This is a genomic window from Phycisphaerae bacterium (assembly GCA_019636475.1).
In the GTDB taxonomy this organism is placed as follows: Bacteria; Planctomycetota; Phycisphaerae; order UBA1845; family UTPLA1; genus JADJRI01.
Genome location: JAHBXN010000001.1, coordinates 514,802 through 538,086 on the forward strand (window position 1 = coordinate 514,802; position 23,285 = coordinate 538,086).

The 23,285-nt window shown below is 59.5% G+C and carries 21 protein-coding genes; 16 read left to right on the top strand and 5 right to left on the bottom strand.

The genetic code is table 11. From position 1 onward, the window contains the following. Positions 1–15 precede the first annotated feature (15 nt). Together KF841_02075 and KF841_02080 are read right to left on the bottom strand one after the other, a co-directional pair. Complete coding sequence (locus tag KF841_02075; protein ID MBX3394134.1) at positions 16–1,170, bottom strand: acyl-CoA dehydrogenase family protein; 1,155 nt, start codon at positions 1,168–1,170, stop codon at positions 16–18. Between the two features lie 320 nt (positions 1,171–1,490). Then, on the bottom strand, positions 1,491–2,378 hold the full coding sequence (locus tag KF841_02080; protein ID MBX3394135.1) for an MBL fold metallo-hydrolase: 888 nt from the start codon (positions 2,376–2,378) through the stop codon (positions 1,491–1,493). 233 nt (positions 2,379–2,611) lie between these two features. Here KF841_02080 and KF841_02085 point away from each other — a divergent pair, with 233 nt between their 5' ends. The 5 genes from KF841_02085 to KF841_02105 all read left to right on the top strand — a co-directional run bounded on the left by KF841_02085 (position 2,612) and on the right by KF841_02105 (position 9,466). Then, a complete protein-coding gene (locus KF841_02085; GenBank protein ID MBX3394136.1) occupies positions 2,612–4,117 on the top strand; it encodes an MmgE/PrpD family protein in 1,506 nt (501 codons plus the stop codon). 177 nt (positions 4,118–4,294) lie between these two features. Further along, the gene (locus tag KF841_02090) at positions 4,295–5,137 is read left to right on the top strand and encodes a hypothetical protein (protein MBX3394137.1); all 843 of its coding nucleotides are present in this window, start codon (positions 4,295–4,297) and stop codon (positions 5,135–5,137) included. 277 nt (positions 5,138–5,414) lie between these two features. After that, positions 5,415–6,095: a dephospho-CoA kinase gene (gene coaE, locus KF841_02095; GenBank protein ID MBX3394138.1), complete on the top strand. Its 681-nt coding sequence runs from the start codon at positions 5,415–5,417 to the stop codon at positions 6,093–6,095. Between the two features lie 313 nt (positions 6,096–6,408). After that, positions 6,409–7,809: a transcription termination factor Rho gene (gene rho / locus KF841_02100; GenBank protein MBX3394139.1), complete on the top strand. Its 1,401-nt coding sequence runs from the start codon at positions 6,409–6,411 to the stop codon at positions 7,807–7,809. Between the two features lie 88 nt (positions 7,810–7,897). Continuing rightward, entirely contained in the window at positions 7,898–9,466 is a 1,569-nt protein-coding gene (locus KF841_02105) for a hypothetical protein (protein MBX3394140.1), read from the top strand. Positions 9,467–9,469: 3 nt separating this feature from the next. Here the strand turns inward: KF841_02105 and KF841_02110 are convergent, their stop codons facing one another. Both KF841_02110 and KF841_02115 read right to left on the bottom strand, forming a co-directional pair. Beyond that, the gene (locus KF841_02110; GenBank protein ID MBX3394141.1) at positions 9,470–9,883 is read right to left on the bottom strand and encodes a DUF983 domain-containing protein; all 414 of its coding nucleotides are present in this window, start codon (positions 9,881–9,883) and stop codon (positions 9,470–9,472) included. A gap of 10 nt (positions 9,884–9,893) precedes the next feature. Next, positions 9,894–10,214 (bottom strand): ATP-dependent Clp protease adaptor ClpS, encoded by a 321-nt coding sequence (locus tag KF841_02115; protein ID MBX3394142.1) that lies wholly within the window; start codon positions 10,212–10,214, stop codon positions 9,894–9,896. A 240-nt stretch (positions 10,215–10,454) separates the two neighbouring features. Here KF841_02115 and KF841_02120 point away from each other — a divergent pair, with 240 nt between their 5' ends. Then, the gene (locus tag KF841_02120; protein ID MBX3394143.1) at positions 10,455–11,372 is read left to right on the top strand and encodes a DUF58 domain-containing protein; all 918 of its coding nucleotides are present in this window, start codon (positions 10,455–10,457) and stop codon (positions 11,370–11,372) included. Then, positions 11,369–13,426, top strand: coding sequence for a VWA domain-containing protein (locus KF841_02125; protein MBX3394144.1), 2,058 nt, complete (start codon positions 11,369–11,371; stop codon positions 13,424–13,426). The genes KF841_02120 and KF841_02125 overlap by 4 nt, the downstream gene beginning before the upstream one ends. Before the next feature lie 23 nt (positions 13,427–13,449). Here KF841_02125 and miaA read toward each other — a convergent pair whose 3' ends face one another. Further along, positions 13,450–14,424, bottom strand: coding sequence for a tRNA (adenosine(37)-N6)-dimethylallyltransferase MiaA (gene miaA, locus KF841_02130; protein ID MBX3394145.1), 975 nt, complete (start codon positions 14,422–14,424; stop codon positions 13,450–13,452). A 497-nt stretch (positions 14,425–14,921) separates the two neighbouring features. On the opposite strand from miaA, the gene KF841_02135 reads away from it, so the two are divergent. The 9 genes from KF841_02135 (at position 14,922) to KF841_02175 (ending at position 23,233) form a co-directional block, all read left to right on the top strand. Beyond that, a complete protein-coding gene (locus tag KF841_02135; GenBank protein MBX3394146.1) occupies positions 14,922–15,959 on the top strand; it encodes a hypothetical protein in 1,038 nt (345 codons plus the stop codon). 523 nt (positions 15,960–16,482) lie between these two features. Then, positions 16,483–17,583: a DinB family protein gene (locus KF841_02140; GenBank protein ID MBX3394147.1), complete on the top strand. Its 1,101-nt coding sequence runs from the start codon at positions 16,483–16,485 to the stop codon at positions 17,581–17,583. A gap of 60 nt (positions 17,584–17,643) precedes the next feature. Further along, entirely contained in the window at positions 17,644–18,147 is a 504-nt protein-coding gene (locus KF841_02145) for a DinB family protein (GenBank protein MBX3394148.1), read from the top strand. A gap of 92 nt (positions 18,148–18,239) precedes the next feature. Further along, positions 18,240–18,716 carry a DNA starvation/stationary phase protection protein gene (locus tag KF841_02150; protein MBX3394149.1) on the top strand — a complete coding sequence of 159 codons (477 nt, stop codon included), beginning with the start codon at positions 18,240–18,242 and terminating at the stop codon, positions 18,714–18,716. Positions 18,717–18,895: 179 nt separating this feature from the next. After that, positions 18,896–19,387 carry a DinB family protein gene (locus tag KF841_02155; GenBank protein MBX3394150.1) on the top strand — a complete coding sequence of 164 codons (492 nt, stop codon included), beginning with the start codon at positions 18,896–18,898 and terminating at the stop codon, positions 19,385–19,387. Between the two features lie 4 nt (positions 19,388–19,391). Then, on the top strand, positions 19,392–19,733 hold the full coding sequence (locus KF841_02160) for a hypothetical protein (GenBank protein MBX3394151.1): 342 nt from the start codon (positions 19,392–19,394) through the stop codon (positions 19,731–19,733). A gap of 27 nt (positions 19,734–19,760) precedes the next feature. Next, positions 19,761–20,168, top strand: a complete 408-nt coding sequence (locus KF841_02165; GenBank protein MBX3394152.1) for a hypothetical protein — start codon at positions 19,761–19,763, stop codon at positions 20,166–20,168. Between the two features lie 234 nt (positions 20,169–20,402). Beyond that, positions 20,403–20,954 (top strand): hypothetical protein, encoded by a 552-nt coding sequence (locus KF841_02170; GenBank protein MBX3394153.1) that lies wholly within the window; start codon positions 20,403–20,405, stop codon positions 20,952–20,954. Between the two features lie 80 nt (positions 20,955–21,034). Next, on the top strand, positions 21,035–23,233 hold the full coding sequence (locus KF841_02175) for an SUMF1/EgtB/PvdO family nonheme iron enzyme (protein ID MBX3394154.1): 2,199 nt from the start codon (positions 21,035–21,037) through the stop codon (positions 23,231–23,233). Positions 23,234–23,285: the final 52 nt, after the last annotated feature.

The following is a 23,285-nucleotide window of genomic DNA, read 5'->3' on the forward strand; positions in this document are numbered from 1 at the left end:
GTCCTGCGAAAACACTCACGCGCTGCGCCGCGCATACTCCGCGCGGGCAATCAACATACGCTGCACTTCGCTTGAGCCTTCGCCGATTTCACAGAGCTTGTTGTCGCGAACCAGTCGCTCCACACACACATCCTTCGTATAGCCGGCGCCGCCATGAATCTGAATCGAATCCCAGCCCACGCGACTGGCCATCTCACTTGCGAAAAGCTTCGCGATTGAACTGAGCTCCTTGTCCGGTCGGCCGGCATCGTGCGTCGCCGCCGCCTGCCGCACCAGCAGACGCGACGCCTCGATCTGAGTCTCCATGTCCGCCAGCTTGAACTGGATGGCCTGGTGACCATGCAGCGGCTTGCCCATGCTCTGGCGTTCCGCCGCATACTTCACCGCCTCCTCCAGGCATCCACGGGCCAGGCCGATTGAAAGCGATCCGATCGTCACCCGGCCGCGATCCAGCACACGCAGTGCATCGACATAGCCTCCGTGCAGCTCGCCGCATAGATTTTCCGCGGGAATCTCGCAGTTCTCGAAGCCCACCGGAACCGTATCACTGCCGCGCATTCCCATCTTGTCCTCGGGCTCGCCGAGAATCAGGCCGGGCGTGTCCTTCTCGACAAGGAATGCCGAGATCGTCCGGGCGCCCCGCTCGCCAGACTTCGTTCGGGCCATGACGACAAACACGTTCGCCCGAATGGCATTCGTGATCCAGAATTTGTTGCCGTTCAGCACCCAACCCTTCGCCGTCTTTTCGGCACGAGTTGTCAGCGCTTCGGCATCCGTCCCGCAATGCGGCTCGCTCAGGCACCAGGCGCCGATCGCCTCGCCCGTCGCCAGCCGCGGCAGCCAATGCCGCTTCTGTTCATCATTTCCCGCAATGCGAATGTGCGTGGAACAAAGGCCGGAATGTGCCGCGATGAATAGCGCCGAAGCCCCGCACCACCGAGCGATCTCTTCGACGACCACCGTCATTCCCAAAAGGCCGAGACCGGATCCGCCATACTCTTCCGGAAACGCGACGCCCAGTATGCCGATTCGCCCCATTTCCTTGAACACTTCTGTTGGAATCCACTTTTCCGCGTCCCATTTCCGCGCATGGGGAGCAATTCGCTCGGCGGCGAAGGCACGCGTCACGTCTCGAATTCCGACAAGATCCTCTGGCAGCTCAAAGTTCATCGCTTCGCTGTCTCGATTCTATCGCTTTGTGGTGTTGGAAATTGGGGTCAACCGACGGGACGGTTAGATACTTCCCCGAATCTATCGAATCAGGCCATTATAGAAAAAGCTGCCCGCCGGTCAAAACGAGCCACGCCCGCGCGCTTTCCCCGACGTCGATGCACCACGGCTCGTGCCCTTTGACCGCCCGCTCGACAAACGGGAAGCTCCGGTCCGCCGCAGCCCCCCCCTTGGACGCACAACGGCGAATGCGGTCACCCAAACCGGGTCCGCAACGACAAACCCCAAATAGTGAAACGATTTATCCCCGACAAAATCGCTCACTCCACTGCCGAAAGCGACAATCGACCTTTAACGTCACGAACCACGCGCCACTGAACCGCAGTTGGATCCTGCCCCAATAGCAATGTTGTGTTTGGTTGCTGAGCCTCGTTCAGGAGCCGCTCTTTGTTTAGCATATTCTCATAGGGAAGCAGATCATACGACATGTTAAACCGCAGTCCGACGTGCGCGGAAGTTGGCATCAGGTCGGCCGGCAGGATCGCCCGGCTGTCTCCGCTCTCGAATATCACGCCCTGCTGATGTCGCGTGTGTCCGGGAAACTGCCGGACATGAACCCCCGGGACGATTTCCTGGTCACCTTCCACGAAACTCAGCACACCCGCCGCTTCCAGCGGAGCAAGATTCTCCTTGCGGTAGGTCCCGGTCATGACCGCGTGACCAGACACGGCATCGCTCCACTCGCCACGCTGCACGACGTACTTCGCGCGAGGAAATGTCGGTTCGAATCCGACGTGGCCCGCCGGCATCGTCCCGCCTCCCGCATGATCAAAATGTAGGTGCGTCAAAATCACAAAATCGATCGATTCGCGCTCAATGCCCGCGGCCGCCAGTGAATCTGCCAGCCAGTGCTTGCTGAAATCGAAGAACCCGTGCTCCTTGGCGTCGAACTTCGTCGCATGTCCGCAGCCGGATTCAACGATAAGCCGCTTGCCCCCTGCCTCTACATAAAAACAACTCGTTGCAAGCGGGATGCGGTTGGATTCGTCACATTGCACCAGCTTCGACCAGATCGGCTTCGGAATGATGCCGAACATGGCCCCGCCGTCGAGTCGAAGATGACCGCCGTCGAGAACCTGTATCACGAGGTCCCCCATATGAATTCGAGGAGGTGCTTCGGTCGGGCCGAGTCGGGCGGTTTGGATCATGCCCAATCTTTTAGTGCCTTGGAAGTGGATCGACAAGCCGGTGCCCAGAAACCGACTGCCGATCTCGAACCACTTTCAGCGACACGTCACGTCGATATAATCCGACCCGCGCGAAATGCTGCGGCCCGGCGGGCCCGGATTTCCGCGAATACCCGAATTGCCGGGCGACGGGAATGCGACGAAGGAGCTTCGCATCCAATCAGAAATGAACGCCATTTTCACGGAGCCGAACGATGCTTCTGGCCGAAAAACTCGCGGACTGGACGAACAAAATCAAATACACCGACCTCACGCCGGAAGCGATTCACGAGACCAAACGGCGCTTCATTGATTCCCTGGGCACCGCGCTCGGAGCCTATAAGAGCAAGCCCGCCTCGATCGCCCGCGCCACGGCCCTGTCCGTCCCGTGCCCCAGGGGCGGATCGGTGATTCTCGGCACGAAGCATCGTTCCACGCCCGCGCTCGCCGCATTCGCAAACGGCGCGCACGTGCGGTACCTCGACTACAACGACACCTATCTCTCGCTCGAACCCGCCCACCCGTCCGACAACATCGCCGCGACGCTTGCCGCCGCACAGGCCAACGGACGATCCGGAAAGGATCTCATCCTCGCCACTGTCATTGCCTACGAAATTCAATGCCGCCTTTGCGACGCGGCCTCGCTCCGAGCGCACGGCTGGGATCACGTCATCTACGGCAACTACAGCGCCACGCTCGGCGCTTCGAAGCTTTACGGCCTTCGCACGGACCAGATGATTCATGCCCAGGGCCTCGCGGGTGTGTGTAACAACGCCACGCGACAGACACGCACCGGACAGATCTCCATGTGGAAGGCCTGCGCCTTCTCCAACGTATGCCGTGGCGCCCTCTTTGCAGTCAACCTTGCTCGCCAGGGTTTCACCGGTCCCAACGAAATCTTCGAAGGCCCCAAAGGCCTTTTCAACATGCTCACTCGGTGCGCATTCGACGTGGAGCTCGGCTCGAAGAGCAGGGGCTACATGATTAACAAAACCTACATCAAGTTCTGGCCCGCCGAATACCATGCTCAGAGTTCCATCGATGCGGCCCTTCAGATTCGCAAGGAATTCATGGCCGACGGCTGGTCATACAACGACATCGATCGCGTCGAGATGGAATCCTTTGAGGCGGCAGTGTCCATCATCGGCAGCGAAAAGGAGAAATGGCGCCCGACCAGCCGCGAAACGGCCGACCACAGCATGGGATACATGACCGTCGCCGCGCTCGTCGATGGCGATGTCACCCGAGAAACATTTGAACCGCGAAAGTTCACGGACCCGAAATACCTCGATATTCTGGACCGAACGACCATCGTCGAGGCCGACGACCTGAACGCCGGCTATCCGGACGGCATTCCAAATCGCCTGCGTGTGCACCTGCGCAGCGGAAAGGTCTACGAAAAGACCGTCAAGTATCCTCGCGGTCATGCGGGCAATCCAATGTCTGACGATGAAGTCGAACACAAGTTCCGCACCCTGGCCAAAGGGGTCATCTCCGACGCGCAGCAGGACAAGCTGCTTGCAGAAATGTGGAAGCTCGATTCGATGAAGAAGGTCGACAATCTCTGGCAGTTCGAAGTCGGCGCAAAGATTCCCGCCTCAACCGGAAAAGCGTCCGCGAGGTCCGCGGGCAGGAAGCCCGTGAAGTCGAAGGCCGCCACGCCGAAAGCGGCAAAACGCAAGGCCGCGAAATCCGGGTCCAGGAGCGCCAGGAAAAAGTAATCGAACGCGATGTTTCAAGCTCCTCCCGAACCGGGTGAAGTCGCGTTCAACGTCCAGAATGAAAAATTAAGGCCTGCACACTTCGCGAAGTTTGCATTCGCTGGCCGGGCCCGCATATCCTGATGGAACATCCATCATGCGTCTGCGGGGTTGCCTGCAATTTTCGGAGGGAACGACATGAACTTTCGCATCATGCACGGGCTCTGCCTCCTGGCCGTGCTCTCAATCAACATGCCCGCCGTGATCGCGACGCCCATCGAAATCGACGTCGATACCGGCCTATCGAGCGTGACAGTGCAGTATTGCCTCGGCGCGAACTGCGCGAACGATTCTTCCCCCGTCATTGGTCTCACCGTGCTCAAGCTGGACTCCATCGCCTCACCGGCTCAGATCCAACTGCACGACTTCTTCTTCGCGCTCACTGAGGATATTCAGCTCAATCTCACCGGCCTGTCCGCAGTGGGCGCCGGCATGATGTTCGAGTACGCGACGCCCGGCGTCCCGACGGAACCCGAGCCGGTCGGACCCGGCGGAGGATTCTCGCTATTCGACGTTCCCGCGAACCAGTCGGGCATCGTCTCATACACCGCCACCGGAACCACATGCCTGCTCCTGACCTTCGCCGGCTATCCCTGCGCCGGTGCCATTGATCTGTCACAGCAGGGCACTCAGCTCGGATACTTCACCGGCATCGTCGAGACGCTGCCCGGTCGCGTCGTTCGGCTCACGCTCCATCCCGAGATCAGCGGCCCGCTCGACCCGGCCAACCCCGCCCTCGGGACCGTCAGCATCACCGGCACGGTCGTCGGAATGGCCGCGATTCCCCTGCGCGGCGATGCCAATCTCGATGGCGCCGTCGACGCCGCCGACATACAGCCGTTCGTCGATACCCTGCTGGATCCAGGGGCGCAAAGCTGGCAGCGCCGATTCGCGGTGGATATGGACGATGACGACACGTTCGACAGTTTCGACGCCGCACGGCTCGTCGATTGCCTGATCGAGGGACAATGCGGCGACTGACCGTCGGCGATGGTCGACCGGCGCGAGTCCCCCTTGACCGGCGTCCGGACTGATTCGCTCCGAGTCAAGCGACCGAAATCCGGCGTGACATCGAACCTTCGCCGAGCTAGAATCCGGGTGTTTGGAATGTGCAGGGATGCGGGCACGTTGTATGAAACGCCCTCGCCCTTCCAGGATTGCCGGTGGCCACGAGGTTCAGCCGGCTCCCCACCTCAGCGCCGAACACCGAGTTCGGGAATTCCGGTCTCATCGACGTGTGCTCGGGAAATATCTGCGGGTGGGTAGACTGACAGGTTCATTGAGGTTGGAGAGCGCTTCCACGGACAGAGAAACAACACGTCGATTCCGAAAGCCGGTTGTCGGGCTCGCCGGCGGCGTCGGTGCCGGCAAGAGTTCGGTGGCGCAGATCATGTCCGACCTGGGCGGCGGCGTGATTTCGTCCGACGAGCTGAGCCATGAGGAGATCAACGCGTCCGATGTGAAGAACACCCTGGTTCGCTGGTGGGGTCCTTCCATCCTCGCCGCGGATGGCTCGGTCGATCGAAAGCAGATCGCGGCCTTGGTGTTCTCTGATCCGGCGCAGAGGCATCGCCTCGAATCGCTGATTCACCCGCGAGTCGCTGTCCGACGGCTTGACCGGATGGCCGAACTCGATGCGCAGCCGCGCACGAAGTTCCTGGTCATTGACAGCCCGCTGTTGTACGAATCCGACCTCGACCTCGAATGCGATGCGGTCGTCTTCGTGGACGCCGATGATGAGGTCAGACGGCAGAGGTCCGAAAAGTTGCGCGGCTGGCCCGAAGGGGAGATGGTCCGCCGGGAAAAATCGCAACAGCCCCTAGACATGAAACGTGCGAGAGCCGATTATACCTGTAAGAACAATTCCAATCTGGCCGACCTGCGAAAACAAGTTGAGCAAGTGATATCCCAAATCATCGCGGGCTTCGGTTCAATCTGAGGCTGTTCTTCCACGATCCCTGCGGCGACGTTCAACATAGAGCTCGGCTCGACTGGCGCGGATCAATTTTCACCAGGGAACATTTCCATCCGAACAAGATTCGACAGGATTCACATCATGCGTCTGTATTGCCCAATCACTGAAGGAGCGGTCCATGTCTAAGCAGCAAGGTGGGGGCGGTCACCGACCGCGAAAGAAAATTCGGCGATCCGGCGGAAACCCCGGCGGTCAACATCGCATTCGACCGAACGGTGGCCAGCCGGCTCGGGAAGCGTCCGTCGTCATCGAGCCCGATGACACACCCCTTGAAGAAATGGACTCCGCCGTCGATGAAGCGCCGATCGAGGAACATGCCATGGACGATACCCAGCAAGCTCAGCCTCCGCGCCAGCAACCCGCATCCCGTCCGGTCGATCCCGAAACGCATGAGCGGTACGAAAAAATCAAACGCGGTGACCTCCACATTACTGACTTGCAGAAGATGTCCATTCCCGAGTTGCATGAGATCGCAAACGCCGAGGGTGTCACCGATTACGCCCTCGTCAAAAAGCAGGACCTCATCTTCCGAATACTCAAGGAGCGCATCAATCGTCACGGACAAGGCCTCATGTACGGCGAAGGCGTTCTCGAAATCCTTCCGGACGGCTTCGGCTTCCTGCGCTCGCCTGAATACAACTACATCCCCTGCCCCGATGACATTTACATCAGCCCGTCGCAGATTCGCCGATTCGGCCTGCGCTCCGGACACATCATCGCCGGCCAGATCCGCCCCCCCAAGGAAAGCGAAAAATACTTCGCCCTTCTGAGAGTCGAGGCCATCTGCTTCGAAGAGCCCGACAAAGTCACCGAAAAGACCAACTTCGAGGATCTCACGCCGCTACACCCCACGCGACGCATCGTCCTCGAAACGGCCTCCGCCGAGATCAACATGCGCGTCATCGATCTCGTCACGCCAATCGGCTTCGGCCAGCGCATGCTCATTGTCGCGCCGCCGCGAACCGGCAAGACCGTGCTCCTTCAGAAAATTGCCAATTCCATCACGACCAATCACCCGGATTCCTACGTCATCATCCTCTTGATCGACGAACGACCGGAGGAAGTGACCGAAATGCAGCGGCACACCAAGGCCGAAGTGGTTTCGTCCACCTTCGACGAGCCTGCAAGCCGCCATGTGCAGGTAGCGGAAATGGTGATCGAAAAGGCGAAGCGCCTCGTCGAATACGGGCGAGATGTCGTCATCCTGCTCGATTCCATCACCAGACTGGCCCGCGCCTACAACACCGAAGTGCCGCACTCCGGCAAGATTCTCACCGGTGGCGTGGATGCCAACGCCCTGCAGAAGCCGAAGCGGTTCTTCGGCGCCGCACGCAACATTGAAGAAGGCGGATCGCTCACCATCATCGGAACCGCCCTGGTGGACACCGGCTCGAAAATGGACGAAGTCATCTTCGAAGAGTTCAAAGGCACCGGAAACAGCGAACTGCACCTCGACCGCAGACTCGTCGAAAAACGAACCTGGCCCGCAATCGACATCGCCGCTTCCGGCACCCGAAAGGAGGAAATCCTGCTCGATCCGAAAGAACTGGAACTCGTGTACAAACTCCGCCGGGTCCTTGTCGACATGAACCCCGTCGAGGCCATGTCCATGCTGACGGCCCGTTTGCAGAAGGTGCGCACAAACGCCGAGTTCCTGATGACGATGAACCTGGCGTAGCGCGTGCCGCGGCCAAAGTTCCACAGCAATCGTCGCCTTTGATTAGCCGGCTTGGTCCATGCCCAGAGTGCCGAAACGAACTCGATTCATGGATCCAACCGCGAAATCCGGCGGCGATGGCCGGTGGGATCGGCCGCTGGGTCTCGCCGCTGCGGTTTTCGTCTTGATTACCGTCGGATTAATGTGCCTGTTTCCAGTGCGCTCCGACGACATCTTCATGCATCTCGAACTCGGGCGTCGCTTCTTCCACGAAGGCGGAATCCCCGAGGTCGACCCTTTCCTGTTCAGCATCCCGAATTACCACTGGCAGGTCATTCACGAATGGGCATCGCACCTGGTTGCCTACGGTATATTCGCGATCGGTGGCTGGAACGCACTGATCACCACAAAAGCAGTGCTGATCCTCGCGATGGCCGCGACTCCCATGCTCGTCGCACGACGAGCACGCCACATGGCATGGGTTGTCCCGCCGGTTGTCCTGATCGCAAGTGGTGCAGCCTGTCAGCGGTTCATCGAACGATCTTCACTCGTCTCGGACTGCTTCACCACGATCGTCGTCGCCATCGTGTTGTCAGATCGGCGAGGGGCCGCCCGCCTCAAATACTTTCTGCCTCTGCTCTTCGCGATCTGGGTCAATTTCCACCCCGGATTCTACCCCGGACTCGCTGTCTGCCTGATCGCCCTGCTGTTCCGACTGCGACGCCCGCGAGAAACGGAAACACGACGATTCGCGGGCTGCGTCGTCGCTTCCGCGCTCGCCTGTTTCCTCAATCCCAGAGCCTGGCAGGGCGTGATATACCCGCTGCGACCGATCGTGGACCACACCTGGGACGTTCACCGCCGTTTCAACATGGAATGGTTGCCGACGCTCGACCCACGAAATCAGGCGGGCCTCATGGCGGTCTTCTTCCTTGTGCTCGTTGGATTGTCCATCCTGCTGCTGATCGTACGCCGCCGAGAAAAACCGTGGATTCATGCCGCGCTTCTGGCCGTGTTCGGCTATCTCGGGCTCTCCGCCATCCGCTTCCTCCCGACAGCCGCGTACGCTCTCGCAACCATCGCTGCCGACCTGTGCAATGGCGAACCGCATGTCGCAACGGCGACATCGATCCGTTCGCGAACACTCATCAGTCGAATCGCCGCTGGAATCACAACCCTCGTCGCAGTCTCCATCGGCGTGAAAATCATGATCGCCGGCTACGCGCCCTCCCACGCCGCCCGGCGACTTGGCGGCGGCCTCGAAACCAATGCCCACCCCATCCACGCCGCTCAGTTCCTGGACTCGATCGGATTGTCCTCCAATCTTTTCAACCAGCATGGCTACGGAGCATATCTGGCGTGGCAATGGCACGGCCGCAGAAAGCTATTCTCCCACGGATTCGTCGACGATCTCGATTTCTTTGGGCGAAACTATCTGGGTGCGTCTTCATCCCCCGCAGAGTTCGCTCGGATCGTGAGAGAATTCCGCCTCGGAGCATTCCTGCTGAAGCCGGCACGTGTCACGCGAGATTCCGGCCCGGCGCTGCATCGATTTCTCCTGAACGATCCGGAATGGACGCTCGTTTACGCCCAGCCCGACGGAATGGTGTTTCTGCGCGAATGTCCGGAAAACGCCGACGCATTCCGAAAGATCGATGCCTTGCCGCCAAACCGGTAACCATCACGGCCCATCCGACAGCTCCGGCTTGTTCGCGGCGTGTCGGTCCGTGTCTGCCGAACCGCCGCCCGTCGGATCAATGTAATAATCAATCGCGATGGCGACGCCCTTGCGGTGCGGCAGCGACACCAGCATCACGAGTGCCGCCGCGGGGACTATCGTCATCCAGCCGATCGCCGCGCTATCCGGCGGATTCAGAAACGAGTACAGAAAGAAAAGGCCCGCGACCCCGGCACTGCTGAAGTACATGAAGAACCATGTGTTGCCGTCGGCCTGAAGTAGCTCAAAACCGCAGTTGGGGCAACGCGCATGGAGTGTGAACCAACTTTGAAAAATCCGGCCGGCCGCGCACCGAGGGCACCGACGTCGAAGCCCACGCCAGATAAGCGGAATCAGCGACGGCCGATCGAAACTCATCGTTCTGGAGCTATTCCGTCGGTTCGATTGTGACAGTGAGATTGCGCGACTGGAACTGTTCGAGGTAAAGCTCGGCCCGCTCCCGGTGAACGATAAGCAGCAGGGACACGCCGTTTTTGTCGGCCTCCTCGGTGCAACGCTGCGCGTCCTCTTTGTTGAGCGGCGTGAGCATCACGATCGTCTCGATCACATCGAGAAAGTCGTTGACATCGTCGTTATGCAGCAGAACCTTGTACTGAGGTAGATGGCGTGGGCGCGTCGCTTCCGGCGCGGCGACGGTCGCGTTTTCGGTGCCCGCCTTTGATGTTCCCTTGTTTCCGCCTTTTGCCATGTCGGCCGCTCCCACTGCTGATTCGTATTACATCTAGTATAGCTTTGCGAGATTCCAACGGGCAAGTTCCAGGATGCGATATCAAAGGACTCCGATAACGGTATAATCGACGGGGTACCGGTTTTTCAACAGCCGCACCGCAACAAATATCATGTACTCTACCCCGGGCCGCCAAATCCGCTGAATTCGGCGCCTCAAATGACAACAATGAACCATCATCAGCCGCCGTGATTTCCACAAATGAGCGAGCCCATTCCTGAACACGCAGACCGACGGACAAACGGCTCACTGCTCGATCCGGATTTCATGGCCCGGCTGGAGCAACTGGCGATCGTCTCTCGAAAAATCCACGCAAGTCGCCGCAAGGGCGAAAGAAAGAGCAAACGACGCGGCGAATCCGCCGAATTCGCCGATTATCGCAACTATGTCGTCGGTGACGACCTGCGACATGTCGATTGGAACATCTACGCACGCCTCGACCGTCTCTTTCTAAAAATGTTTCTCGAGGAAGAGGACCTCAACGTTTCCGTATTGATCGATGTGTCTCATTCAATGGATGCAGGCCAACCGTCGAAGGCGCTCTTCGCAAAACGAGTGGCTGCATCCGTGGCGTACATCGGCCTTTGTAATACAGACCGCGTCAACCTGTGTGCCTACGCGGATTCCATTGTCCGGATGAACTCAGGCTTGCGCGGACGGCGCCAGATGCCCCACGTTGTCCGTTTTCTTGAGGAATTGCCGCTTGAAGGCGGAAGTCGATTCGCCGTGGCCGCCAGGCAATTCGCCCTGCGCCAGCGGCAAAAAGGCGTCGTCCTCATCCTCTCCGACTTCATGGACAAGGGCGGCTGGGAAAACGGGCTGCGATTTCTCATTGGTCGTGAAATGGACATCTACGCCATCCAGATTCTCAGCCCTCAAGAAGTCAATCCCGATTTCACCGGCGACTTGAAACTCGTGGACTGCGAAGACGACGAGGCCGCTGAAGTCTCCATCAGCAAGCCCTTGATCGATAAGTACAAGGCCGGCCTTCACTCCTACTGCGAAGCTATTCGCTCGCACTGCATGTCGCGAGGCGTGACCTATCACTACACGCTCACCACCACGCCGTTCGAGTCCCTGATTCTGAAATTTCTACGACAGCGAGGACTGTTCCGATGACTTTCACCACGCCATCGGTGAGCCTCATCGCGGCCGGAATTGCGCTGCCGTCTCTCCTTTTGCTTTATTTTCTGAAGCTTCGCCGACAGCAGCACGTCGTGCCGTCGACCATGCTCTGGAAAAAAGCGGTGCAGGACTTGCAGGTCAACACCCCGTTTCAAAAACTTCGCAGAAACCTGCTTCTCCTGCTGCAATTGCTCATTCTCGCCGCGTTGCTCTTTGCCCTTGCCGGACCGACCGCCAATTTCCAGCAGGTACGCGGCCGGAATTTCGTCATTCTCATCGATCGATCCGGCTCGATGAAAACCATCGAATCAGACGGCCGCACGCGCATCGAGCACGCCAAGGACGCTGCGGCCGACTTCGTCACCGCGATGCGCACCGGAACACGCGCGATGGTGATCGCCTTCGCGGACCGCGCAGAGGTGATCTGCACGTTCACCGTGGACGCGCGGCAGCTGCAGTCAAGGATTCGCGACATCGAAGCCGTCGATGCATCCAGCCGGATCGGCGAGGCCCTGCAACTGGCCATGGCATACTCGACGAGAACCGGCGATCAGACGGATTCGATGATGCATGAGCCTGGAATCTCGTCGGATGAATCAGTCCGAATCGAGTTGTTCAGCGATGGTCGATTGGCGGATATCGATAAAGAGATCCTCACCCAGGGTGAGTTGAACTTTCACCGGATCGGCGAGGCCGCCGACAACACGGGAATTGTGGCATTCGACCTTCGCCATGAACTCGATCGGCCCGGCGTGGCAATCGCATTCGCCCGCGTGGAGAATTTCGGGCCATCCGAAATCACGACCGATGTTTCCTTCCTTGTGGACGGAAAACTGCTCAAAGTGCAGGAGTTGACCCTCGGCCCCGCTGACGCAGCGAGTGCCGATCTCGCGGCATCCGGCACGGCCGCTTCCGCCGGCGCCGGTTTGCTGGCCTCCGGCCCGGCCCGGATGGAGAAGGAACCGCGGTTCGCCTCGGCGCAAAATCTGATGTTCGAATTGGAGAATACGTCCGCCGCACTGATTGAATTGAGAATCAACAGGCCGGACGCGCTCGACATCGACAATTCGGTCGTCGCTCCAGTGGAAACACCGCGCGGTCTGCGTGTGTTGTCCGTGTCGGATCGGCCGGAAGTGCAGTACTATATGCGCCGGGCGTTTCAACTCGCCCTTGAAATTCCGGATTTTCGGGCGATCTCCACCGCCCGGTACGAATCCGGCCCGGATTCGGAGTTCACCGTCGACGGCCGCTCAGCCTACGATCTTGTGATACTCGACGATCACGATACGAACCGGCTTGCTCCAGGCAATTACATGTTCTTCGGCGGAATCCCTCAAATTGAAGGAGTTCGCCGCGAGAACGAAGTCGTTGACGAGCAGATTTTCGTCAACTGGCGAGAATCACACCCCCTCTTGCAGCACGCCTCGTTTGAAAACATCGTCGTGCTCGGATGGGAGAAGCTCAGTCTCCCGGATTACGCGATCCGATTGGTCGAGGGCGAAAACTCGACCGCCCTCGCCTATCTCACCGATCCGGGACACCGCTATGTCATCGCGGCGTTCGATCTAATGGAATCCAATTGTTTCGAACAGCCCGCGATGATTATCTTCCTGCAGAATGCCCTGTCCTTCCTGGCCGCCGGTCGCGCCGGTGAACAGGGGCGACTGGTCCAACCCGGCGAATCGATGACCCTGAACGTGCCGGCAGGCGCTTCCAGGGCGATAGTCCGCTTGCCCGACTCCGAACGCATCGAACTGGACGCATCAAACCGACCGGCGATCACCTTCGCCAGGACCGGAAAACATGGGCTCTACAGCGCCGCTTTCGACGACCCGTCCTCGACAACTGAAAAATTCGCGGTCAACCTGCTCGATCCGAACGAATCGCGCATCGCCCCCGCGCAGAGTCTTGAATTCGGCAGCGGACGCATCGCCGCAATCGATCAGGATTCCCTGGCGGTTCGGCCGCTCTGGCCATATGCCGCCATTGCGGCACTTGCAATCGTGATGTTCGAATGGTGGGTCTACAACCGCCGCGTAATGATCTGACGCGCGAACGCTGCTCCCGTCCTTCAGGACCGCGGCGCAATGCCGATCGCTTCGCGAACATTCAGCACGTCGATCACTTCAGCGATCTGGTTCGCAATCGCGCCCGTGTCATCGCCGGCCGCATCGACCCATTCCGTCATCGGAAATTTGCGAAACCAGGTCCGCTGATGTTTGGCCAGCCGTCGCGTGTTGATCTTGATCCGCTCGACTGCATCCTCCAGCGACATGGCGCCGGCCAGGTACGCGATGATCTCGGCATAGCCGACCGCCTGCCGCGCCTGTTCGCTCAAGCCGGGCGGTTCGCTCAGCAGCGATCGAACTTCCTCAACCAGTCCCGTCTCGATCATCCCGCGCACACGGGAATTGATGCGCCGGGATGCTTCCTCCTTCTCCCGTCGAATCCCCACCACCACCGCACGGTATCGCAACGCCCCAGCCGACCACTGCACCTGCTGCTCAGACAATGGACGACCGGTGACGGCGTGGACTTCGAGCGCTCGTTCGATTCGCTTGTAATCATTCGGATGAATTCGCGCCGCAGCCTCCGGATCGACGCGGGTCAAATCCGAATGAAGCGCCCCGATGCCGTGCTCGCCTGCTCGCCGGCGAAACTCTTCACGCAGACCTGAGTCGGCCGACGGTCCATCAAACAAGCCATACATCAGTGACATGAGGTAGAGCGGCGTCCCCGCAACCACCAGCGGCGTCTTGCCGCGCGCTGCGATCCCGGCAATCGCCTCGTCCGCCATTTCGGTAAACCGCGCCGCGCTGAAGCTCTCGTGGGGATCGACCACATCAACAAGGTGATGACGAACAGCCGACAGCTCTTGCGCGGTCGGTTTCGCGGTGCCGATGTTCATTCTCCGATAAACCTGCATCGAATCGACGCTGACAATTTCGGCGTTAAACCACTGCGCAAGCTCAATCGCGACTGCGCTTTTGGCACTGGCCGTGACACCGAGCAAGAGTATGAGAGGTGGCTTGGAAGAAGTGCTCATAACCGCTGGTCCGCGTGGCATGGAAGAGGATTTATCCACAGCTTCGACGACGTGTAACTTCCCTGTAACGCAAAACCAGCCGACAAACGAACGGAAAACCGCCGTGTCTGAACCCACAACCCGATCGACGCCCAATACACAATGCCGCTCAATCAGCGCAACCTACTGTTATTTCTGGAATTGCCATGGGGACGTTCGATCACGTTTCCTAACGACGCATATCGTATCTTACCGTATCATGTGCGTTTTGGCGTCTTTGATCGTCCAAAAGCAGTTGTAACCGCATGTTTCTCCGCAGCATCGAACAGCGAAATCGCTATAATAGCCCCGAACTGTTGCGAAAACCGGGACGTTCTGGAGGAGAAGAGCGCCTGCGCCGCCGCGATATGCGGTGGATCGAACTCAACACCCAAACGCTTGAATGAAAATGACTGGTGGCCGCGGGGTCGCCGAGCGAATGAATTCAGTTTTCACTTTTGATCACAGGAGAAGTATCAATGCGACGAATCACGACTTTGTTGGCATGTTTGGCGGCGTGTAGCCTGGGTATCTCGACGGCGATGGCCGCCGGCCCGGGTTGCTCCGGCCAGAAGGAAGGCGGCGAGAAAACCGCATCCTGCACCAAGGCGGCTTCAGGCTGCAGTGAGCCGGGAGAATTCCCCCACATGGTGCGCATGGTCGGGGACAAGAGCGTCGAGTGCCCCATGACAGCCGAGAAGATGGCGAAAGAGTCGAACACGAAGGTCATGTTCGCCGTCGCCGGTCAGAAGTTTGAGAAGGAAGGCGAGGCCTGGGCTGCCTTGGCCGACAACTCCGAGATGTTCGTCAAGCACTTCGCGACGATCGCATGCGTGATGGACGGCAAGACCTACTACGTCTGCGATGATGGCGCCAAGTGCTGCGCGGACAAGTCCGCGTCGGCCTGCACCAAGGGCGGCGAAATGAAGACCGCCTCGGCCGGAGCAAGCTGCCACGGCGACAAGCAGGCTAAACTCGCCTCGGCCGATGACAAGCCCGCCACCTGCACCAAGAAGGAAGGCGAGCAGGTCGCGATGAAAGACAGCAAGAGCTGCTGCGCCACGAAGGGCAAGCTTGCCAGCGCCGAAGAGAAGAAGGAAGGCTGCGGCAAGGGCTGCGTTTCGAAGACCGGTGACGGCAAGGATTGCTGCGGTCCGCAGGGCCAGAAGATGGCCGTGATCGACGCCAAGACCTGCGCCGAAATGTGCAAGACTGCGAAAGATCAGAAGTTCATGGTCGCCGGCAACACCTACAAGACCTGGGACGAAGCCGCCAAGGCTCGCGAACAGGTCATCACCGCGATCCACACCGTGTCGATGAAGTACATCGTGGACGGCAAGGAAGTCGACTGTGCGTCGAAGGTCTGCCCGACGGCCAAGTCCGAGGGCAAGGTCAAGTACGTCGTCGGCAAGAAGCAGATGGACTGCGAATTGATGGCCCGCGTCGAGCTGGCGAAGGCGCAGTTCGAAGCGGCAAAGGCCGTCAACGGCACGAAGGCTGTCGCGACCAAGATGTAATTCGCGCCCTTCGACTCCGAATATCAACCGCACAACGCGACAGGCCCGGCGCACGCAAGCGCCGGGCCTGTTTTTTTGGAAAAACCCCCTGCGCGGATTTGGCGTAAAAAACCAATGCCGGGCAGAGTCACGCGAACGGATTGCCGGGGCGGATTGAGAAGACAATAATCCCGCATTGAAAGCAAGGTGAGAATTACAGCGATGAAACACGCGATAAGATCGATCATCGCGTCGGCTACAGCCTTCGGCGGCGCGACGCTACGGATGGCATATTGCTGAGGCGACCCCCTATCGACGCTCGGTCTGGGCGTGATCATCCTGAGTCTGCCACTTGCTTTTCACTGGAGTCATGCCGCACGTGCGGCCGGCGAATCCGCGGGGTCCGTACGAACAGCACAGGCTGCGGTTTATGTCGCCGTTGCAGCGGTTGTGATTCAATTCGCCTGGCCGTGGGCGGCTCTGGCATTCTGGTCGTATTAGGTTGCAACGGATTTGACCGTTGCCAGGAAATCGGGAGCGCTCGGTGTCCATTCAAACCATCCGCGAAATGTATCGATACAACGAGTGGGCCAATGATGTCGTGCTGGGCGTTGCGTCGGAGTTGTCAGACGCCCTGCTGGATCAGCAATATGAAATCGGTCCCGGCCTGATTCGCGAGGCCCTGCGACATATTTATTTCGCGGAACGCATCTGGGGCGTCCGCGTTGGCTGTGCCGATGCCGAGGCACTGCCGAGCCCGGAATCGCTCCACTCGGTGTCGGAGGTTCGCACCGCTATTTCGGCGCTTGCCGATGTGCGGGCGCGGTGGCTTCAGTCCGTTGACTCCGAAGCACTTGACCGCATGGTGGAGTACCGCGACATGAAGGGGAACCCGTGGCGCAATCCCCTGCGTGACATCCTCATGCACGGCTGCAATCATGGCATCCATCACCGCGCGCAAGTCGCCAACATGATCAGCCGCGGCGGCCGGAAACTGAGCAACATCGACTATCTCTTCATGCGTGTCGCCAGACCGACCGTGCGAATCGCCGATGCGTCCACGCGCGAGAAACTGGAGAAATTCGGTCGACAGGTCGGTCTGGAGCTGGACACGTCGTGCGGATTCGAAGTTGCCGCGCTACAGACCTACTTCACATACAGCGATTGGGCGAGCGGACTTGTGCTCGACGCGGCGGCCGGCCTTTCCGATGCCGCACTCGACCGCCGATTCGACATCGGACTCGGGTCGATCCGGCGCACGCTCCTGCACCTTCAGGCGGCTGACCAGAACTGGCTGGAAAACTGGACCCAGGGATCAAAACCGGGATTCCACGAATTGCCGAAGGAAACGACCATTACCGAACTTCGCGAGCAATGGAGCCGTAGTATGGCCGGACGCAACGAGTACATCTCAAAGCAGACGGACGAATCACTCATGAAGGAGATTCTGGCCCAGCCGGCCGAGGGAATCCGCCTATTCTTCCGTCTCGGTGAATCGATGCTGCAACTGTGCGTCCATGCGACACTGCATCGCGCTCAGATCGTGAACATGCTGCGTCACAGCGGCGTCACAATCGGAACGCTCGATCTGATCGCCTGGTCGCGCCGTCAGCACGCGGCGAGCGTCCATGCACGTCCGAATTGACCTGCTTCGCGGCGCGCCGCGAGTCTTGGCAGCCGCCATGACATTCAGGAGCCGATGGCAATGCTCAACATGGACGCGGCGAAGGAACTGTTCCGCTACAGTGACTGGGCGAACGGCCAGCTCATAATGGCAGCAGCACCGCTCAGCGACGACAAGCTTGATACGCCCGTCGAGATGGGCCCGGGTTCGCTGCGCCGGACGTTGATGCACTTGTGGGCAGGCGAGCATGTCTGGCTTCAGCGCTGGCAACGCCGAACAGAGACCGCATGGCCTGACGAGGCCGAGCGACTGTCTCCGAAGGAGATCGGGGAACGACTATCCAAAGTGAGCGGCATCCGCGCGGCGTTTATCGATTCAGTCAAGCCCGAGTCTCTTGGCCGAGAAATCACCTATCGCGACTCCAAGGGCGACCTGTTCACCGCCACACTGTCGGACATGCTGATTCAAGGCATTCTTCATTCGGTCCATCATCGTGCTCAGGCAGTCAACATGATTCGCAGGGCCGGCGGTATATCAGTGGACCTGGATTACATGTACTGGATTCGGAAGCCGACGGGGAAATAGACTAGAATCCCGATCGTTACGTTCGCGCCAAGGTCTTCGGTGCCGCGGCGCGACGTCAGGTCACGCACACCCGGAACCGAAAGGATGAGCGCATGACTCCCAACATCGGCATCAACGACTCGAACAGGCAGGCTGTCTCGCAAATTCTCGCCGCTGTGCTGGCGGATGAGCACGTGCTTTATGTCAAAACGCGCAATTACCATTGGAACGTGGTCGGGCCCCAGTTCAACGATCTGCACAAATTCCTGGAGCAGCAATACAATCTTCTTGAAGAATCGATCGACGCGGTTGCGGAACGAATTCGCACGCTCGGCAGCAAGTCACCCGGTACAATGACCGAATTCGTCAAGCTCGCACGCCTCAAGGAAGAGCCCGGCAAGTTCCCGAACGCCCGATCGATGGTCGGCAATCTCCTGGCCGACCATGAGACGCTGATTCGCCAGCTTCGCACCGACCTTGAAGCCTGCGGCAGCAGGTTCGGCGACGCGGGGACCAATGACTTTCTGACCGGCTTGATGGAGCAGCACGAGAAAATGGCATGGATGCTGCGGGCATTCCTCGAAGAATAGCGGCCCAATCGCCTCCAGCGTTTCATTGTATCGCGCGTGCCCGCGCGAACGGGGATTCGCCAACCATCAAACCATAAACGGCGGACTTTCCAGCATTTCGGCCTGCCGATCCGTTATCATGCACGACTGGGCGGTAAGGAGAACCTAGCAGTCCTCGTCTTGGGCGATGCGGTATCGATATGGCCAAAGCAGCAAGCGGCGAAATTGAATTGCTACTCGAAATGATCGATGATGCCTTCGGCGGGAAGGCATGGCACGGGCCGAATCTTCGTGGCATCCTTCGAGGCCTGACGGCGGCCGAGGCTTCCGCCCGGCCGGCAGGAGTCAGACACTCGATCGCTGAACTGGTCATACACTGCGGATACTGGAAGTACGCCGTGCGACGCAGGCTTCGCGGCGACAAGCGCGGGTCTTTTCCCTTCAAGGGCAGCAATTGGTTTGTCCTGCCGGATTCGCTGGATGACAAAACGTGGCGCAGCATCCTCAAGCTGCTTGATTCCGAGCACGCCGGGCTGCGAGCGGCCGTTGCGGAGGTTGCGCCGCGTCGTCTGGGTATACGCCTGCCCGGAAGCGAAGTACGCTACCGCAAGCTGATTCACGGCATTGCTTCGCATGATGTATATCATGCCGGGCAGATTCGACTACTCAAGGCCATGCTCGCACGAGGATGAACGAATGAGCCATCGCAGTCTGAGCCGATTAGATCCACGCCGCCGGTCCGCCCTGACCGAGCGCGCGGCGGTTGTCGGCGTTCTGGTCGCCCTGTCCGGGGCTTTCGGCGGATGCCAGTCGCCTGACCCAGTTGCGTCATTCATTCAACGACAGGACTCCCTGCCGCCCGATCAGCGCGTGCCGGACTGGGAACGCACCAAACGGTTGATGTTGAGGCCTGCCCCGGCCATCGGAGAACCCGCGCCTGATTTCGCCCTTGCGACGCTGGACGGCGCTCGAACGATTCGCATGAGCGAGTTTCGCGAAGCTCGTCCGCTTGTGCTGATATTCGGCAGCTTCACCTGACCTCCTTTCCGGCGCCAGTCTGGCGCTATCGAGTCGGTCTATCAGAACTACAAGGATCGAGCGAACTTCCTGTTCGTCTATGTTTCCGAGGCCCATCCATCGGACGGGTGGCAAATGGACATCAACGAGGAGCAGAAGGTCGTCTATGAACAGCCAACGACCAAGTCGCGGCGCGATGAGATCGCCCAATCGTGTTGTGAGCGGCTGAAACTGACCATGCCATGCGTCGTCGACACGATCGACAATGCCGTTGACGAATTGTACGCCGGCTGGCCGGAGCGGATGTTCATCATCGGCACTGACGGCCGCATCGCCTATGCGGGCGGACCAGGGCCATTCGGCTTTCATGTCGAGGAAGTCGAATCCTGGCTCAAGCGGCACGCGCCGGAAAGGGGCCGATCCGTGTCGGCCGAAACAGCTTCAATCACCCACTGACCGTCACGATGAACGGGTAAGTCACTTCCACTTGTTTCCGCGACACCGGGAATCGCGCTCTGTTCATGCGCCGCGTCAATCCTGCACGCCGCGCACCTCACTTCAAACAAAGCACCCACTCAAAGAGCGTCGCCGCGGCGGCACCGTTCGATTCGGGGGCAGTTCAGATTTGTTGCAACACGAAGCCCTTTCGCCGTACAATGATCCCAGTTGCCGGGTCAGTTCGGAGAGAGTGTGGGTACGGTTACGTCACTTCTTAAGGACGTCCGCGATGGGCTGCCGAATGCGCCAGACCGCCTGTTCGCGCACATCTATTCCGACCTGAAATCCGTTGCGCGAATGCACCTGGCACGTCACCGGCGCGGCGTACTTCAAGCAACCGAACTGGTCAATGCGGCGTACGCCCGCCTGGCGGCCAAGGAACCGATCGCCGCCCGCGATCGCTCGGAGATTTTCTACATCATCAGCCGTGCCATGCACGACGTGCTCGTGGAGCGGGTCCGCGCGGACCTCGCCTTAAAGCGCGGTCGCGAGATGCGCCGGGTACCGCTCATCGAGATTTCGCTCGAACCGCTGCCCCACCCCATCGATTTCATGGACCTGCATCAGGCCCTGAGTGAACTCGGCGCCATCGACGAAGCCGCCGCCCACGTCGTCCTGATGAAGTTCTATTCCGGTCTGACACTGGAAGAGATCGCCGAGGCCATGGGCACTACGTTCGCGGTGACGCGGCGACATTGGGACTATGCCAAGGCTTGGCTGCACGAGCGACTGGCCCATCCCTGAATCCGGCGCTTCGGGGTCACTTGAGACCTAAAAATTAAGAATTCGCGCAACGACGGGCTGAAAATTCGGCTATTACGATAATGGCAGCATCGGATGAAACACGGCCGGGCGATTCAAGCTGGAACGAGAAGGAGGTCTTCCTGCGCGCTCTGACATTTCACGGGGCCGAGCGCGAGGCGTATTTGAAGGAGGCGTGCCCGGACGATGCCGCTCTCGAGCGAATCCGATCACTGATCGAGCATCATCAGCAGGCCGACGAGGACCTGCTGAGCGTTTCGGTCAATACGACCGAGACTTCCGCCGAGCTCCCATCCCAGATTGAGGAATTCAAGATCATCCGCAAGCTGGGTGAGGGAGGCATGGGGGTCGTCTATCTTGCCGAAGACGCGATACTCGGACGCCGTGTCGCGCTGAAAGTTCTGGCGCGCCACAAGATCAATTCCGAGCACGCCCTCGCGCGCTTTCGCGAAGAGGCCCGAAGCGCCGCAGCGCTCAAGCACCCCGCGATTGTGCCTGTTTTCAAGTTTGGTCAGTCGGGCGAAGACTACTTCATCGTTTCGGAGCTGGTGGAAGGTCAAACGCTCGCCGGGCTGATTCAAAGCAAGCGGAATGAGTTTCGGGCACGGCCGCATGAAGACGCCCGAGACTGGCACAAGCAGGCCGCAGAGATTCTGGCGGTCATTGCGGATGCGCTGGACTGCGCGCATCGGGCGGGGATCGTCCATCGCGATGTAAAGCCGTCCAATATTCTGCTGGACCATGACCGGGGGCCGCGCCTGACGGATTTCGGTATCGCCAAGCACGTAAACGACGAAGTGCCAAGTCCCCACTCCGGCGTCATCGGCACCGTGCACTACATGAGCCCGGAGCAGGCGGCCATCGCGGAAACGCAGGTTGATCAGCGCAGCGATATCTTCTCGCTGGGCATTGTGCTGTACGAATTACTTTCGTTTCGACTCCCATTCGACGGACCAACCATTCATCAGGTTCTGCAAGCGGTGATGTACGTCGAGCCCCAGAAGCTGCGTACGATCGATCGCTCCATCGCGCAGGACCTCGAAACGATTTGTCACAAAGCCCTTGAGAAGCAACCCCATGATCGCTACCAGACGGCAGCCCACATCGCCGCAGATCTGCGCTGTTACCTCACCAACGATCCGATTCTTGCCAGACCCCCCGGATTGAAGCACCGGATTGTCCGCTATGTTCGACGCCACCGGCGCCGTGTTGTCGCCGGAGTCATCGCTGCGTTGCTTGCAGCCATTGCATTGCTGTCGTGGAACGTCGTCGCCCAGACTCGACGGAGCATGTCACACATTCTCGCTACGTGCGAGGATCAGGATGCGCGACTATGGGTTCGGCCAATTGGCGGTTCCACCGCCAGCATTCCCAAATCGATGGACATGGGCAACCTGCCTGTCAAATTCGACCTGCCGACCGGCCTTTATCGTCTCACGGCGACTTCGGGTGACGGCTTCAGCGAAGCCACGCTGCTGATCACGACGACCGGCGACGAACGCACGATTGAAATGCCGCCTCCGAAGCTGATTCCCAACGATCCGAACATGGCCTATTTCGAGGCTGGTCAGGTCATGTCCGGCGTGCCTGGTCGTACCGGCTCGCAGTCACTCCGGGCGGTCCAACTGGATCCTTTCTATATCGATTTGGCGGAAGTCAGCAACGCGGAATACCGGCGCTTTGTCGAAGCGACCGGTCACCGGCGTCCCATCCATTGGGACAATCCCGATTTCGAACCGGGCCTCGATGATCGTCCGGTCGTGGGAGTGACCTGGGACGACGCCAACGCCTACTGCCGTTTCGTTCGGAAACGGCTTCCCACGGCAGATGAGTGGGAGCATGCGATGCGCTGGCCGGATGGCCGGCTGGTGCCATGGGGAAGCCAGAGCCCAACTGAACTGCGGATCACCTCGATTGATGCAGCTGAGCGGTCTTCCTCGATCAACATGAGCGTTGCAATTGCTGAATACATCGCGAACACTCGGCCGGTTCGTTCCGACCAGTCGCTCCAAAGCTCGGTCGGCCTGTTTCACGGCGCAACCAATGTCAGCGAATTCACGGAGACGGTCGTCAGTGAGATCATGGGGCAGGTTGTCCTGAAAGGTGCTTCGTGGGCGAATCTGCCCGACCAATGGGACCTGGCCAACAGCCGAAGCTATCCGATGGAAGTTGTGGATGCGTCAGGCCGGAGTCAGCCAGCCTGGTCGATGAAGATTGGTTTTCGCTGCGCGCGGAGCGCATTGCACAAACCGAGAGAGTAATACCGAAAATACGTAAGCTGCGATTCGTAGGGCATTCTAATCGGAACAAGAC